The organism is Ferrovibrio sp., assembly GCF_041906005.1.
In the GTDB taxonomy this organism is placed as follows: Bacteria; Pseudomonadota; Alphaproteobacteria; order Ferrovibrionales; family Ferrovibrionaceae; genus Ferrovibrio.
Map to the genome: position 1 here is coordinate 61,180 of NZ_JAYRJY010000002.1, position 15,019 is coordinate 76,198.

Consider the following 15,019-nt stretch of genomic DNA (forward strand, 5'->3'; position numbering starts at 1 on the left):
AATTTAGCGTTTGACCCGCACGTCCAGCGCGTTATACCCATCCGGCATTGTTTCACAGGAGGTCAGTATGGCCACGGACGCCATCAGGGTCGCGATTTTGGGTGCCAGCGGTTACACGGGGGCGGAACTGCTCCGCGTCCTGCTGCGTCACCCGCGCGTCCGTGTGGTTGCCCTGACCGCGGACCGGAAAGCCGGTGAGGGGATCGACACGGTCTTCCCGCAATTCCTGGGCATGGGTCTGCCCAAGCTGGTTACCATCCAGGAAGTGGACTGGAGCGGCGTGGATGCCGTCTTCTGCGCCCTGCCGCATGGCACGACCCAGGAGGTGATTGCCGGTCTCCCCACGCATCTGAAGATCGTCGACCTGTCGGCCGATTTCCGGCTCCGGGACCCGGCTGAATATGCCAAGTGGTACGGGCACGAACACCGGGCCCCGAAGCTGCAGGAAGAGGCGGTCTACGGCCTGACCGAGATGTACCGGTCCGGCGTTGCCAAGGCGCGGCTGGTAGCCAATCCCGGCTGCTATCCCACCTCGGCCCAGTTGCCCCTGATGCCGCTGCTGGCGGCGGGCCAGATCGATCCTGACGATATCGTGATCGATGCCAAGTCCGGCGTATCGGGCGCAGGCCGTGCCGCCAAGGAAGGCTCACTGTATTGCGAGGTGGGCGAGGGCACTCATGCCTATGGCGTTGGTTCGCACCGGCATGGACCGGAGATCGAGCAGATCCTGTCCGAAACCGTCGGCCGGCCGATCGTGGTGAATTTCACGCCGCATCTGATGCCGATGAACCGGGGAATGCTGTCGAGCATCTACGTGAAGCTGAAGCCGGGCGTCAGCGCCGATGACCTGCGGGCGACGCTGCTGCAGCGTTATGCCGACGAGCCTTTTGTTGAAATCACGCCCCAGGGCATAGCGCCACAGACCCGGCATGTACGCGGTACCAATGCCTGCCATATCGGCGTGTTCGCCGATCGGGTGAAGGGCCGTGCGATGCTGTTCTCTGTGATCGATAACCTGATGAAGGGCGCCAGTGGCCAGGCCGTGCAGAATTTCAACGTGATGTATGGCCTGCCGGAAACCACCGGCCTGGACCAGATCGCCCTGTTCCCGTGAGTCTGGTGCTGCCTTTCGGCGACCGGCATCCGGCCATCGCGCCGGATGCCTTCGTTGCGCCGAACGCGACCGTGATCGGCGACACCGAGATCGGCGCCCGCACTTCGATCTGGTTCGGTTGCGTCCTGCGTGGCGACGTGAATAGCATCCGTGTCGGTTCCGATACCAATATCCAGGATGGAACCGTGGTGCATGTCACGCGGGCCAAATTCGGCACCGTGATCGGCTCTGGCGTCACCATTGGGCACCTGGCCCTCGTTCATGGCTGCACTCTCGAAGACCATGCCTTTGTCGGCATGCAGGCCACGGTAATGGATGGCTGCGTGATCGAGAGCGAGGGCATGCTGGCGGCCGGCGCCTTGCTCACACCTGGCAAGCGCATCGCCAGCGGCGAGCTTTGGGGCGGCCGGCCCGCCAAGCTGATGCGTCGTCTTGATACGGATGAATTGCGGAATATCCATGAGACCGCAGCCCATTACGCCCGTCTGGGGGCGACCTATCGGGCCCAACTGGCAACGACTCGTTAAGACTTTCTTGAATTCCGGACGCTAGCCTTACACATTCACTGCAAGGATGAATGCGACCCGGTGGAAACCCGGTCGCGCAGCGGATGGAGACATGAGCAGCGGCGCCACCCATGCCCCATGGCCGGATGATCTCTACGAGCAGATCAAGGCCCATGGCGAATTCTTGTCCGGCAAACTGGGCAAGCTGACGCGCGGCAAACAGCTCACCCTCGTTGGCGCCGATCTTACCGGCATCAAGCTGGTCGGCATGAACCTGCAGCGCACTGTATTCCGCAGCTGCCGCTTTTACTGCGCGGATCTGCGCAATTCCGATTTCAGCCAGGCGGTGCTCACCGGCTGCGATTTCTCCGGTGCGGATCTCACCAACTCCCGCTTCATCTGGGCGAACCTGCGGGGCGCAGACCTGTCGCGGGCAATCCTGAAGGGCACGCGGTTCGAGAATGCCGACATGCGGCCGATGACCGATCCACCGGTACCGCCACACGGCAAAGGCGGCGTGGTGTCATTGAAGGATACGACGCTGCATAACACCAACCTGAGCCAGGCCAAGCTGCTGGGGGCTTCTTTTGTGGGCGCGATCCTGGATGGCGCCATCCTCGACAATGCTGACCTGGAAGGCGCCGATTTCTCTTATTCGACGTTGAGCAAGGTGCAGTTCAAGAATGCCAAGCTGCATGATGCGAATTTCAATCTGGCCGATTTCCCGCCCGAAATGCTGCGTGAATTGCAGGGCACCGGGGCAAAGCTGCCCAAGGAAGTGGCGCCTGAAGTGATCGAGCAGGTTCTGCGCGATCACCTGTCCTGGATCGAGTCCGAGGGCCATACGGGGCGACGGGCGATCATGGCGGGCTGGTATCTGTCGCGTGCGCATCTGGCGCAGGCAAACCTGAACGGTGCGGATCTGCGCGCGGCCAACCTCTCAAACGCCAATCTGCATGGCGCCAAGCTGATCTGTTCGGATCTGCGCGATGCAAACCTGATGTACAGCAACATGACGGATGCGGATTTCCGTGGCGCCCTGATCGAAGGATCGCGCGGTCTGCCCGTGGTGCTGAACGATAAGAAAAACTAGATCAGCGGCGCCGCTGGGGCAGGCCGGAACTGCCGGCCTTCCCGCCATTGGCATTCAGGCCCTTGACCGCCCGCAGGATGCGGCGCCAGACCAGCGTGCCGGCGAAATCGCCACCCAGTGTCATTTCCGCCAGAACCTTGGTCGCATGCGTTTCCGCACGGCGGGGGCCGTGGTCGGCGATCAGGTCGCGCGCCGCGCGCCAGATTTCAGCATCGGAGTTCATGAACGGCAGACTGGCGGCAAAAGGTTAGCGAAAGGTAAGGACATGGCCTGAACACAGGATCAGGCCATGTCCTTGACCCTGTCCACCGCAACCCGCAGGTTTTCCAGCAATTCTTTTTCCATCTTCGGGGATGGTTTGTTGATGCCCTGGGCCAGAACCACATACATGGCATCGATATGGATGCTGATCACCTCAAGCTGAGCCTCGTTGGGAATGCCCAGCTTGGCGATGAAGTCTTTCAGCGATTTGGCCAGTTCGCTCAATAATGGGTAGCCGAAGGTGCCGCCCATGCCCTTGATGTCGAAAGCCAGTTCGGAAATGGTTTCCATGATGAAGATGCGCGACAGCGGATCGTCTTCCGCCGCCTTCACCTGGATCCGCATTTCCCGCAGGTTGTTCAGGATTTCGGTCGAGAACTCGTCGGCGGTCTCCGCGATCACGGAATCGATTTTGGCGCGTACCTCGTCAGTCAGTGTCACGTCCAGGCCGGTGCTGAAATTCACCGCCTTCTGACGCAAATCCTGTGGCGCCTTGATAAAGCGCGGTTTGCTGATCCCTTTGGCCATCGCTCCACGACCTGACCGCCTTTTGATATGCGGGATATTCCCGTACGGCGGGCAGACGCGGTTATATCGGCCTCGGGTTACCCTGTATAGGCCGCCGGACTGGCCCCGGCCGGTCCGGTGACAGGAAGCATTATGCGCCGATCAGCCCGCCGTCCTTTTTCGTGATCACGACAACGGACGGCCGTGGCGGCATGTCAGGCTGGAAGTCGGGCCAGCGGGTCGCGGGATCCTCGAAAGTCGAGCCCTTGCCGCTTTTGGTGAATTTTTCACCGCCATCGGTCGCCGGATGCTGCACTGCAACAAAAAAGGTCTTCCCGTCCGGTGTGAAACAGGGACCACACATCTCGGCGCCAACCGGCACGCGGAAGAACATCTTCGACAGGCCGCGGTTCGGCCCTTCGGTCTCCACCGCCCAGACGCCGTCGGCCGTGCCGCTGGCCTTCTGCCAGGCTTCACCCTGATCGGTGGTGATCCAGAGCCGGCCCTGCGGATCGATCGCGGCATTGTCAGGGCAGGCGAACCAGCCATTCTTGCTGGTGGCCGCATGGAACTTGCCGCCAACCTTCGGATCGGCCGGATCGCCGGCCTGCAGCAGCAGCGACCACTGGCATTTGGCGGCAGCATGGTCGCCGTTGCTCACCACCATCTCGACCACCTGGCCCCATTCGTTCGAGGCGCGCGGGTTGGCAGCGTCGAGCTGATCAGCCTTGCGACGGCTGTTGTTGGTGAGCATTACATAGACCCGGCCGTTGCTGGGATGCGCCTCGATATCTTCCGGGCGGTCCATCTTGGTGGCGCCCAGCAGGTCGGCTGCGCGGCGCGTTTCGATCAGGATATCTGCCTGGCTGTTGAAGCCGTTGGCCGCCGTCAGTGGACCATGGCCATGCACCAGCGGCATCCAGTCGACTGAACCATCGGCATTATAGCGGGCGACATAGAGCGTGCCCTCATCCAGCAAGTTGAAATTTGCCTTGCGGTCATTCGGATTGAACCGCTTGGCGGTCACGAATTTGTAGACATATTCAAACCGCTCATCATCGCTGGAATACAGCACGACGCGGCCATCGCTATTCAGCACGACGGCGGCCCCCTCATGCTTGAAACGGCCCAGAGCGGTCCGCTTTTTCGGCACCGATTTGGGATCGTAAGGATCAACCTCGACCATCCAGCCGAAACGGTTGGCCTCGTTCGGTTCCTTGACGACGTCAAAACGATCGAAGTGCTGGCCCCAGTTGTACCAGTTGCCCGGAACCTCGTAGCGCTTGTAGTTGCGTTCTTCCGGATGACCGGCTTCCAGCTTGCCCCAGAAATAGCCGTGGAAATTCTCTTCCGCCGTCAGCACCGTGCCCCACGGCGTCAGGCCGCCGGCGCAGTTATTGAGCGTGCCGATCACACGGCGACCGGTCGGATCGGCCTTGGTTTTCATCCGCGCATGACCGGCGGCGGGCCCGGTCAGTTCGCAAATGCTGCTCAGGCCATCGATGCGGCGGGCATAGAGGCTGCCGCCAACCAGGCCCCATTTCCCGTCTGCATTTTTCTGAATCTCGATCACGCTGGCGCCATGGGCCGCCATCTCGATCTCGACCAGGCTGCGCGTCATGTCCTTGAACAGCTTGTCCTTGCTGTCCTGCCGGCCGATGCCGGGGAACATCACCTCTTCACTGGTATATTCGTGATTGACGAACAGCAGGCCGCGGTCGGAATTCCGGCTGCCCAGCGGCAGCGGCAAATAACCGATGAAATCGTTATTATAGCCGAACTGCTTGGCCTGGGCGGCTGCGGTCTGTGCCCGCACATTTAAGGCCGGCGCATCGGCCGTGACCGGATCGCCCCAGCGGATCAGGATATCGGCATCGTAGCCGGGAGCGACATGATGGCGCTCGTCTGCGCCATGGGCAATTTCGGTGAAGGTGAAGCGCGGCATGGCCTGGGCCGAAGCCGGGGCGCTCAGGGGCAGACCTGCGGTCAGGGCAATGCCGGCCGCACTGCCGGCCAGCAGGCCCTTCAGTACGTCGCGGCGGCCATAACGCTGCTGCACCACCTCATCGATGGTCGGATTGGGGCTCTGATTGATGCCGATATTCTGGGAATCTTCAAAAGCTTCACTGCGGCTGCGGCCGTCGAAGGTGGGGCGGGTCATGGCAATCTCCTGGCCTCGGATCTGGTTCGTCCGATGCAGGATGGGTAGCGCCGTTATATGACGGGATGATGAAACAAATTCCGCAACTTGTGGTACAGTTTGCACGGGTGTTTTCGACTAAAGTCGTGTGCAATGGACGAGAAAGTTGGAAACCCTCTCTTCCACAAGCCACCCGGGTTTGCGTTAATCTCAAATAGCGCGGTGTGATCGAAACAACATAAAAACAAATCGCGCAGAGTACGGATGATATGGGGAGGAAATATGCGCGTTCTGACCAATCTGCCCCTTGGATTGCGGCTGGGATTGGCAATTTTGGCATTGCTGGTTTTGGCGTCCGGATGGATGTGGAGCGTTAGCCAGAGCGGCATGGCTGGCGCGCAATACGGCATAGTGGCAGCCATTGCAGTTCTGCTGATCGGTGCCGCGCTGACCGCGTCGGTTGCGGCCGGGCAGTCGCACCTCCTCAGCTTGCTGCAGAATTGGCCTAAATCGGCGGCCGGCGACGAGGCACCAGAACAGATCCGGCATCTCGCGGGGCTCTGGCGGGAGGGCGAGGCGCGTCGGCAGGCTCTGGAGCGGCGGATCGCGGAGCTTGAGGGCGACCTCGTACGGGTTCGGCAGGCGGATACGGCCGTGCTTGATGAAATGGCCGAACTCTGCGGGGCGATGGGCAACGGCGTTTTGCATCAGCGTGTCTCTGAGCATGATGGCGAAGAGGCGGCGCACCGTCTGGCCGAGCATTTCAATACCATGGCCGGAACCCTGGATTCAGTGGTTGGTGATCTGAAGGATTTGTTCTCCCGGATGGCGGAGGGGAACCTATCCGAAGGCATCCCGAACCATCGCGGCGGCGATTTCGCGGTGATGCGCGAAGGTGTTCAGCAGGCCATCGAGCGCCTGGGGAATGTGATCGGCACCATTGTGCAGGCCGCAAATACGATTTCTGCCGCCACCGTGCAACTGACCCGTGAAGCAAAAGGTCTGGCGGAAAGTGCGGAATCGCAATCCACCAGCCTTGACCGGACGGCCGCCGATGCCGCTTCCCTGAGTGAGGCTGCGCGCGCCAACGAGGCTGCCGCCAAGCGCGCCAACCAGCGTGCCGACGAAGCACGGGCAGCAGCCCAGAGCGGCGTGCAGGTGGTGCGCCGTTCGATCGATGCGATGAATGAGATGGCCGAGATGTCGCATCGCATCTCGGAAATCACGTCATTGATCAATGAAATCGCCTTCCAGACGAACCTGCTGGCATTGAATGCTTCGGTTGAGGCGGCCCGTGCCGGTGAGGCCGGCAAGGGCTTCGCTGTGGTGGCGCAGGAAGTGCGCGCCCTGGCCCAGCGTTCGGCCAATGCGTCGAAGGATATTGGCGCCATCATCAAGCAGTCCGACGACAAGGTGAAATCCGGCGTGACGCTGGTGAGTGAAACGGGCACCGTGTTGAACCGCATCGTCGAGGCGATTGATTCGATGGGCCAGCAACTCGGCGAGATCGAGCAGGCCAGTACCGACCAGTCGAACCGCGTGAACGGCGTGACCCATGCGATCACCGACATGAACGCAGCCACGCGCGGCTATCTTTCCGTGGTGCAGCGCACCGGGGCTGCGATTCAGGATATTGACCAGCAGGTGGCCAATCTGGCGACCCAGATCGGTTTTGTCACCACCACGGCGGACCGGCCGTTCCTGATGGCGGCCAAGCAGGGGGCGGCCGAGATCAGCGCCATCTTCGAGGATGCCATCCGGCGCGGCGAGATGAGCATCGAGGATTTCTTCGATGAGAATTACGCACCGATCAAGGGCACCAATCCGCAGCAATTCATGACGCGGTTTGTGAAGTTCACCGACACGCATCTGCCAAAGATCCAGGAACCGCTGCTGGAATCCAATGCCTCGATCGCTTTCTGCGCCGCGGTCGACCGCAACGGGTTCCTGCCCACGCATAACCTGAAATACTGCCAGCCCCAGGGCAGCGATCCGGTATGGAATGCCGCCAACGCGCGCAATCGGCGCATCTTCAATGATCCGGTCGGCCTGGCCTGTGGCCGAAACGAGAAGCCCTATCTATTGCAATGCTATCGCCGCGACATGGGCGGCGGGGTATTTGTCCTGATGAAGGACATGTCCGCCCCGATCATCATTCAGGGCCGGCACTGGGGCGGCTTCCGCATCGGCTACAAGATCTGAGGCAAAAAAAAGAGCGGGCCAAAAACCCGCTCTTTGATTTTCCGGCTGGCGGTCCGGTCAGACCCGCTCGATCACCATCGCGATGCCCTGGCCGACACCGATGCACATGGTGCAAAGGCCATAGCGGCCTCCGGTCCGTTCCAGATGATTCAGGGCCGTGGTGATCAGCCGCGCGCCGCTCATGCCCAGGGGATGGCCGATGGCGATCGCGCCGCCATTCGGATTAACATAGGTGGCGTCATCGGGGACTTTCAGTTCGCGCAGCACGGCCAGGGCCTGTGCGGCGAATGCCTCGTTCAGCTCGATCACATCCATGTCGCGGATGCTCAGGCCAGCCTTTGCCAGCACCTTTTCGGTGGCGGGCACCGGGCCAATGCCCATGATGCGCGGCGGCACACCAGCCGCAGCTGTGGCGACGATGCGGCCACGCGGCGTCAGGCCATGTTTCTTGGCCGCGGATTCCGATGCGATGATCAGAGCGGCCGCGCCATCGTTCACACCAGACGCATTACCCGCAGTGACAGTCCCGCCCTGGCGGAACGGCGTCGGCAGCTTGGCCAATGCTTCGATCGATGTATCGCGCGGATGTTCGTCGCGATCCACCACCACCGGATCACCCTTGCGGCTCGGAATGGTTACCGGAGTGATCTCGGCCTCAAACAGGCCCAGCTTGATCGCGTTCAGCGCACGTTGCTGGCTGCGCAGGGCAAAGGCATCCTGGTCGGCACGGCTGATATGAAACTGCTCGGCAACATTTTCGGCTGTTTCGGGCATGGAGTCGACGCCATGCTTCTGCTTCATCAGCTTGTTGACGAAGCGCCAACCGATGGTCGTGTCATGGATTTCGACGGTGCGCGAGAAAGCGTTTTCCGCTTTGGCCATAACGAAGGGCGCGCGGCTCATGCTTTCCACACCACCCGCGATGACGAGTTCAAGCTCGCCGGTCTTGATGCCGCGCGCGGCGCTGCCGGCGGCCTCGAGGCCGGAACCGCATAAACGGTTTACCGTGGCGCCGGGAACTTTTTCAGGCAGGCCGGCCAGCAGCAGGGCCATGCGGGCCACGTTGCGGTTGTCTTCGCCAGCCTGATTGGCACAGCCGAAGATCACGTCGTCGACGGCGTCCCAATCGATGGATGGATTCCGCTGCATCAGGGCCTTGATCGGCACAGCGCCCAGATCGTCGGCGCGCACGCTCGACAGGGCGCCGCCATAGCGGCCAACAGGCGTACGGATAGCGTCGCAAATAAATGCCTCGGTCATATGTCTCTCCCTAGGGTCTCTCGGCCGAGTGGAACAAAGCCGCCACCGGCTGATCGGAATCAGACCGGCGGGGTGCGGCTGATGATGGCGGAGTAGAGCGACGAGTCAATATTTCCGCCGGATGCGACGGCAACCACCGTGCGGTTAGCGCACGGCACCTTGCCGTTCAGAACGCTGGCGAGCGCCGCGGCACCGCCGGGTTCAACCACCAGCTTGAAGTAATGGAATGCCGTGGCAATCGCGGTCTCCACTTCGGCATCGGTGGCCGAAACGGCGCCATTCAGGTTGTCGCTCATGACGCCGAAGGTAATGTCACCGGGATGCGGGGCCATCAGGGCGTCGCAGAAGGTATTGCCTTTGCCGGCATGGCTGACGATCTTGCCGGCCTTGAGGGAAAGGTCGATGTCGTCGAACTGGTCAGGCTCGGCGCAATAGACTTCGGTGCCGGGCAGGCGATCCTTGATCGCCAGTGCGATGCCGGAAATCAGACCGCCGCCCGAGGCGGGCGCCAGCACGGCATCAGGAACGATATCGCGTTCGGCGCATTGCGCCGCGATTTCCAGGCCGATGGTGCCTTGGCCCGAGATAATGAATGGATCATTGAAGGGCGGCACGAGGGTCATGCCGCGCTCGTCACAATAGCGGCGGCCGATGGCTTCGCGGTCTTCCTTGTAGCGGTCGTACAGCACCACTTCGGCGCCATAGGCGCGTGTATTCGCGATCTTGATCGCCGGCGCATCGCTAGGCATGACGATCACCGCCGGTGTGCCGCACAGGCGCGCGGCCCAGGCTGCGGCCTGGGCGTGGTTGCCTGAAGAGAAAGCGACGATCCCACGCTTGCGCTCTTCGGCATCCAGCCGGCTGATCCGGTTATAGGCGCCACGGAACTTGAATGAGCCGGTCACCTGCAACGGCTCGGCCTTGATCAGAAGTCGCCCGCCCAGCCTTTCATTCAGGAAACGGTTCTCCAGCAAGGGAGTCTGTACAGCGATGCCGCGAAGACATTTCGCGGCGTTTTCGACATCCGCCACGGTGGGCAGGGGCGGCAGTTTGGCGGGGGCGTTCATGATAAATATCTCCAAACGGGCAGGACCGGTTTATAGCACGAGCCTGTGCAGGCTTCACAGTCCGGGCTCTCTATAACCCGGCCAGGTATGCATCGATGGCCGCGGCTGCTTCAGGTTCATCCAGTTGTGGCACATGGCCGACATCCGGTATGGTTATCGCGGTCATCCCGGCATGTTCCCGCTTCATGCGGATCAGGGTTTCGGCGGTCAGGATATCCGACAACGCGCCGCGCAGGGCCAGCACGGGCACATGATGCAGCCCACGAAACAATGGCCAGAGATCGGGCAGTGGCTGCTTGGCTTGTTCCCGCAGGGCTATGGCGATGTTCAGGTCGTAATCCAGGCGCAGGCCGGCGTGCGTTCGATCTTCGGTGAAGGTGGCTCGCGCAATCCTCATCCAGGCATCATGGCCAAGTTTCGGATAGGCCGGCGCATAGGTTTTCTGTAGGATGGCCATGGCGGTTTCGTAATCGGGCGCATGGATCGGATTGCCGATATAGCCCGCAATGCGCTGCCGGCCGGCTTCGCTGACATCCGGCCCGACATCGTTGAGGATCACACCGGCCAGTGCGGTCGGCATCGCGGCGGCCATTGCCATAGCCATGATGCCTCCCATCGAGGTGCCCAGAACAATTACCCGGTGCAGATGAGTGACGGCGAGCAGATGCTGCAGGTCGCTCAAGTACACAGACGGTTGATAATTGGCTGGGTTCGGATCGTAGGCTGAACGACCGCGGCCGCGGAAGTCGAAACAGATCACGCGCCGGCTGGCCGACTGTTGCAGGGCGAAGTCGTGAAAATCCTTTGCGTTGCGGGTCAGGCCCGGCAGGCAGAGCAGGGCGGCGCGTGCCGAATGGCGGTCGCCATAAACACGGTAATACAGGCGCAGATCATCCTGCGCATGGAAGTAATGCTCGGTGAATCCGTCAGAGGTCATGTAACCCCGAGAACGGCCGGCACATCGCTGAGGCTGGTTAGCATCACATCGGGCGGGTTGGGGAGGCGTTCGGCCGGCTGGTTCGCGCGGTTGATCCAGATGGCATAGAAGCCAGCGCGTTTGCCGGCGTGGATGTCCCAGCCGTTGCTGCTGTGGAAGGCAATGGCGGAGGCCGGCAGATGCAAGCGGTCGGTCACCAGGCGGTAAATCCGTGGATCGGGTTTGTAGATGCCGACCTCTTCCACCGAGATGCAATGATCGATCAGACCGGCAATCCCGGAAGAGGTGCAGGCCGCTTGCAGCATGGCGGGAGCGCCATTCGAGAGTATGCCGGTGATCAGGCCGGCCTGTTTCAGGCGGCGCAACATCTCCGGCACTTCGGGAAAGCAGGCCAGATTGTAATAGAGGTCGAGCAGGCGCTGGCGCAGATCTGGCCGGTTCAGCTTGCGCTCATCCAGGGCGAAATCGAGCGCATCGGCCGTCACCTGCCAGAAATCGGCATGGGCCCCGCCCATCAGGCTGCGCAGCCAGGAATAATTCAGTTGTTTGGCGCGCCAGGTTTCGGCCAGCGGCTGCCACTCTGCACCGAGTTCGCCGGCCAGGGCGCGGGCTGCGGCATTCACATCGAACAGCGTGCCATAGGCATCGAAGAAACAGGCCTTGATCGTGCCGGGCGGGAGCATGGTTTCAACAGCCGTCGCCGCTGCAGGCCTGTCGCGGCATACCGCGCATGTCGACATACATGCGCTCCAGATTCGCCGGCTTGTTGCCCAGCAGGGCGCGATAGATCTGAACGCCTTCCAGCACCCGCTGCACATAGTTGCGGGTCTCCGAAAACGGGATCAGCTCGATCCAGTCGATCACATCCACGTGGGGCAGGCGCGGATCTCCCCAGTCACGGATCCAGCGGCGCACCCGGCCCTCGCCGGCATTGTATGCCGCCAGCGCCAATACGTAATTGTTGTTCCAGTTCTGCAACAGGCCGTTCAGATAATGCGCACCGAGCCTGACGTTGTAGCTGGCATCATTGGTCAGGCTGGCGGGCTGGTACCCCGCTTTGATCTCTTTCGCCACACCCTGGGCCGTGGACGGCATCAACTGCATCAGGCCACGCGCTCCGGCCGGCGAAATTGCGAACTGGTTGAATTCGCTTTCCTGTCGCGAAAGCGCCAGCACCAGGGCGGTTTCCGGTTCGTGCACATGCAGCATCGGCTCCACGAGAGGGAAACTTTCCCGCACCAGAATGACATTCTGCCGCGCCGAGCGCTTGGTGGCCGTCACGGCAAGATCGACGCGACGGAGATTGCGTGCCAGTTGTGCCACCAGTTTGTGTTCCTCGGGCGTATTGGCCGTATGCACGAGGCGCAGAATGAAGGGCCGCAGACGATCCTCCTGATCCAGTTCGACCAGGATGCGCGCCGCTCGCACCACTTCGCGGCGTTCGAAATGCCGGGTGGCTTCGCTGCTGGGCTGGGTTGCCTCCGGAAGGTCCAGTGGTGCATTCGGATCGAGGGCATGGGCGGCAAGCTGGCCATAGAAGGTGGTGCTGTGCTGGGCGGCTTCGGCATAGGCGCGCCGCGCCTGGTCGGCATCGCCCAGCGCCTCATGCGTGCGGCCCAGCCAGTAGCCGGCGCGCGACAGGCTGACCGGATAGCGCACGCTGTCCTGCAGTTTGGCGAAATGCTTGAGCGCCGATTGCGGTTCCTGCAGCAGGCGGAGGGCGATCCAGCCGGCGAGCCATTCGGCTTCGGCCAGGGCGCTGCCGCCTTTCAGGCCGTGGCCGGCGGCCAGGCGATAGGCTTCCGAGATACGGCCCTCGGTCATCGCCTTGCGGGCGCGGAGATGGCGTTCGACCCACCATTTCTCGGCCCGGCCAAGATCGTCGGGCGCGTTGTACAGCAGGGCCTCCACGCCATCGTCCATGCCGCGCTTGCGCTGCCAGCGCAGGCGGTCATAGGCCAGCCCGCCATCCTCGCGCAGATGCGCGGGCAAGCCGGCCTCCAGCTTCTCGGCACCGGCGACGTTATTGGCCAGCGCGATGCGGGTTTCCGCCAGCCGGCGCGTGTCGGCATCCAGTCGCGGCAACATGCGCCGTGCCGCCTCGATATTGCCGTCCCACAGCAGCCGGTCGGTGCGGGCGGCATTGTCGGCATCGGAGAAGCGCGGGCCGAACTCGGCCCATAGGGTCTTTTCGTCGCGCAGGGCCAGATTGCCGTCCATCCAGGCCCGGCGCATCACCGGGAAGGCTTCGGCCTCGCGGCCCAGCCGCAGCAAGGCCTCGCCCAGCCGCAGCAGACCGAGGCCGGTCTCCGGCGGGTGGGCATCGAACCAGGCAATGATGCGGCCGTCGCCGGTGGCGCCGTTCATGGCTTCCTCCGCACGGCGCAGCAATGCCTCGCGGGCGGGCCAGTCCGGCTTGCTGTCGATGAAATTGGCGATTTCCTCGAAAGACGCGCCGCTATTGGTTTTCTGCAACCACAGCCAGCGCACCAGTTGCGGGATCAGTGGATCGCGGGCGGCGGCGGCAATGCGCCGCGCGGCATCGAAACGGCCGGCCTCGGCCTCCTGCATGGCCTTCCGGCCGATCTCGCGGTCGGTGGCGTTTAGCAGGGCCTGCTGTGCCGGCAGTTGGGTCTGCTCTGGCCTGGCAGGCGGCGTGCCGCGGCGGGGTTTGCTGGCTGGCAGCGGGGCTGTGGCCGATGCCGAGGCCAGCTCGACGGAGGGCTTGGTTTCAGGCGTGGGCTGGCGGGCGGTTGCCGGAACGGCCCAGGGGGTGATCCAGCCGAATACAAGCCCACCCAGCAGGGCCAGGCCGAACGGCCGGCGCCAGCGGCGGGAGGGACAATCGATACAATGCTGCGGCACGGCGAATCTTTCGGAAATCCAAAGACATGATAACAGGCTGCGGGCCCCGGCAAAAGCGCGGCTTGCCCTTGATGGAGCCTGCCGGCGCGGGTAAGGTCGCAGCTTATCCGTTTCGTAACGTGCAAAGGTAAAGGAACCACCATGTTCAAGGGCTCGTTCGTCGCACTGATCACCCCGTTCCGTAAGGGGAAGGTGGACGAGAAAGCGTTCGGCGATTTCGTCGAATGGCAGATTGCCCAGGGCACGCATGGCCTGGTGCCGGTCGGCACCACCGGCGAGTCGCCCACGCTGAGCCATGACGAGCACAAGCGCGTGGTGGAGATCTGCATCGAAGCCGCCCATGGCCGTGTGCCCGTGATGGCCGGCACTGGCTCGAACTCGACCGATGAGGCGATCGAGTTGACCAAACATGCGCAGGAAGCCGGCGCCGATGCTGCCTTGGTCGTGACGCCATATTACAACAAGCCGACCCAGGCCGGCCTGTATGCCCATTACAAGGCGATCCACGACGCGACGAAGATTCCGATCTTCATCTACAACATCCCGCCGCGTTGCGTGATCGACATGTCGGTCGAGACCATGGCTGCCTTGTCCAAGCTGCCGCGCATCAAGGGTGTGAAGGATGCCACCGGCGACCTGGTCCGGCCGCTGAAGCAGCGCATCGCCTCGGGCCCGAAATTCTGCCAGCTTGATGGCGACGATGCCTCGGCGCTGGCCTTCAACGCCCATGGCGGCACCGGCTGCATTTCGGTGACCGGCAATATCGCGCCGAAGCTGGTGTCGCAGATGCAGGAAGCCAGCCTGGCCGGTGACCATGCCAAGGCCCTGGCGATCCAGGAAAAGCTGATGCCGTTGCACAATGCCCTGTTCGCCGAAACCAGCCCGGGCCCGGTGAAATACGCTGCCGAGCTGCTGGGCATCTGCACGGCTGAACTGCGCCTGCCGATGGTGCCGCCCAGCAAGGCGACCACCGACCGGGTGAAGGCGCTGGTCAAACAGCTCGGCCTCACCGGCCCGAAGCAGAAGTCGGGCAAGTCTGCCGCGAAGAAAAAGAAGAAGTAAGTTTT

Annotated in this window: 13 protein-coding genes; 5 read left to right on the plus strand and 8 right to left on the minus strand. The window is 62.5% G+C overall.

The annotated features are described in order from the left end of the window. Positions 1-67 precede the first annotated feature (67 nt). From argC to ACE3OO_RS17420, 3 genes are all read left to right on the plus strand, one after another. Positions 68-1,114: an N-acetyl-gamma-glutamyl-phosphate reductase gene (gene argC / locus ACE3OO_RS17410; RefSeq protein ID WP_374304773.1), complete on the plus strand. Its 1,047-nt coding sequence runs from the start codon at positions 68-70 to the stop codon at positions 1,112-1,114. Then, positions 1,111-1,641 carry a gamma carbonic anhydrase family protein gene (locus ACE3OO_RS17415; protein ID WP_374304774.1) on the plus strand — a complete coding sequence of 177 codons (531 nt, stop codon included), beginning with the start codon at positions 1,111-1,113 and terminating at the stop codon, positions 1,639-1,641. Before argC ends, ACE3OO_RS17415 begins: the two co-directional genes overlap by 4 nt. A 91-nt stretch (positions 1,642-1,732) precedes the next feature. Continuing rightward, entirely contained in the window at positions 1,733-2,713 is a 981-nt protein-coding gene (locus ACE3OO_RS17420) for a pentapeptide repeat-containing protein (protein ID WP_374304775.1), read from the plus strand. A 1-nt stretch (position 2,714) separates the two neighbouring features. Here ACE3OO_RS17420 and ACE3OO_RS17425 read toward each other — a convergent pair whose 3' ends face one another. The 3 genes from ACE3OO_RS17425 to ACE3OO_RS17435 all read right to left on the minus strand — a co-directional run bounded on the left by ACE3OO_RS17425 (position 2,715) and on the right by ACE3OO_RS17435 (position 5,642). Next, the gene (locus ACE3OO_RS17425) at positions 2,715-2,936 is read right to left on the minus strand and encodes a hypothetical protein (protein ID WP_374304776.1); all 222 of its coding nucleotides are present in this window, start codon (positions 2,934-2,936) and stop codon (positions 2,715-2,717) included. 59 nt (positions 2,937-2,995) lie between these two features. Next, on the minus strand, positions 2,996-3,502 hold the full coding sequence (locus ACE3OO_RS17430) for a hypothetical protein (RefSeq protein WP_374304777.1): 507 nt from the start codon (positions 3,500-3,502) through the stop codon (positions 2,996-2,998). 130 nt (positions 3,503-3,632) lie between these two features. Further along, the gene (locus tag ACE3OO_RS17435; protein ID WP_374304778.1) at positions 3,633-5,642 is read right to left on the minus strand and encodes a PhoX family phosphatase; all 2,010 of its coding nucleotides are present in this window, start codon (positions 5,640-5,642) and stop codon (positions 3,633-3,635) included. 342 nt (positions 5,643-5,984) lie between these two features. Here ACE3OO_RS17435 and ACE3OO_RS17440 point away from each other — a divergent pair, with 342 nt between their 5' ends. Beyond that, positions 5,985-7,823: a methyl-accepting chemotaxis protein gene (locus ACE3OO_RS17440; protein ID WP_374304779.1), complete on the plus strand. Its 1,839-nt coding sequence runs from the start codon at positions 5,985-5,987 to the stop codon at positions 7,821-7,823. Between the two features lie 57 nt (positions 7,824-7,880). On the opposite strand, the gene pcaF is transcribed toward ACE3OO_RS17440, so the two are convergent. From pcaF to ACE3OO_RS17465, 5 genes are all read right to left on the minus strand, one after another. Continuing rightward, positions 7,881-9,083 carry a 3-oxoadipyl-CoA thiolase gene (gene pcaF, locus ACE3OO_RS17445; protein ID WP_374304781.1) on the minus strand — a complete coding sequence of 401 codons (1,203 nt, stop codon included), beginning with the start codon at positions 9,081-9,083 and terminating at the stop codon, positions 7,881-7,883. 59 nt (positions 9,084-9,142) lie between these two features. Further along, positions 9,143-10,150 carry a threonine/serine dehydratase gene (locus ACE3OO_RS17450; protein ID WP_374304783.1) on the minus strand — a complete coding sequence of 336 codons (1,008 nt, stop codon included), beginning with the start codon at positions 10,148-10,150 and terminating at the stop codon, positions 9,143-9,145. 70 nt (positions 10,151-10,220) lie between these two features. Continuing rightward, a complete protein-coding gene (locus tag ACE3OO_RS17455; RefSeq protein ID WP_374304784.1) occupies positions 10,221-11,087 on the minus strand; it encodes an alpha/beta fold hydrolase in 867 nt (288 codons plus the stop codon). Beyond that, positions 11,084-11,770 (minus strand): haloacid dehalogenase type II, encoded by a 687-nt coding sequence (locus ACE3OO_RS17460; protein WP_374304786.1) that lies wholly within the window; start codon positions 11,768-11,770, stop codon positions 11,084-11,086. Before ACE3OO_RS17460 ends, ACE3OO_RS17455 begins: the two co-directional genes overlap by 4 nt. 4 nt (positions 11,771-11,774) lie before the next feature. Continuing rightward, entirely contained in the window at positions 11,775-13,952 is a 2,178-nt protein-coding gene (locus tag ACE3OO_RS17465) for a transglycosylase SLT domain-containing protein (RefSeq protein WP_374304787.1), read from the minus strand. Positions 13,953-14,093: 141 nt separating this feature from the next. Between ACE3OO_RS17465 and dapA the strand changes: the two genes are divergently transcribed. Continuing rightward, a complete protein-coding gene (gene dapA / locus ACE3OO_RS17470) occupies positions 14,094-15,014 on the plus strand; it encodes a 4-hydroxy-tetrahydrodipicolinate synthase (protein ID WP_374304788.1) in 921 nt (306 codons plus the stop codon). The last annotated feature ends 5 nt before the right edge of the window (positions 15,015-15,019 follow it).

Excerpts from the sequence above, each read along its gene's own strand:
- argC (WP_374304773.1), top strand. The coding sequence starts at position 68 with ATGGCCACGGACGCCATCAGGGTCGCGATTTTGGGTGCCAGCGGTTAC.
- ACE3OO_RS17420 (WP_374304775.1), top strand. The coding sequence starts at position 1,733 with ATGAGCAGCGGCGCCACCCATGCCCCATGGCCGGATGATCTCTACGAG.
- ACE3OO_RS17425 (WP_374304776.1), bottom strand. The coding sequence starts at position 2,936 with ATGAACTCCGATGCTGAAATCTGGCGCGCGGCGCGCGACCTGATCGCC.
- ACE3OO_RS17430 (WP_374304777.1), bottom strand. The coding sequence starts at position 3,502 with ATGGCCAAAGGGATCAGCAAACCGCGCTTTATCAAGGCGCCACAGGAT.
- ACE3OO_RS17435 (WP_374304778.1), bottom strand. The coding sequence starts at position 5,642 with ATGACCCGCCCCACCTTCGACGGCCGCAGCCGCAGTGAAGCTTTTGAA.
- ACE3OO_RS17440 (WP_374304779.1), top strand. The coding sequence starts at position 5,985 with ATGTGGAGCGTTAGCCAGAGCGGCATGGCTGGCGCGCAATACGGCATA.
- pcaF (WP_374304781.1), bottom strand. The coding sequence starts at position 9,083 with ATGACCGAGGCATTTATTTGCGACGCTATCCGTACGCCTGTTGGCCGC.
- ACE3OO_RS17450 (WP_374304783.1), bottom strand. The coding sequence starts at position 10,150 with ATGAACGCCCCCGCCAAACTGCCGCCCCTGCCCACCGTGGCGGATGTC.
- ACE3OO_RS17455 (WP_374304784.1), bottom strand. The coding sequence starts at position 11,087 with ATGACCTCTGACGGATTCACCGAGCATTACTTCCATGCGCAGGATGAT.
- ACE3OO_RS17460 (WP_374304786.1), bottom strand. The coding sequence starts at position 11,770 with ATGCTCCCGCCCGGCACGATCAAGGCCTGTTTCTTCGATGCCTATGGC.
- dapA (WP_374304788.1), top strand. The coding sequence starts at position 14,094 with ATGTTCAAGGGCTCGTTCGTCGCACTGATCACCCCGTTCCGTAAGGGG.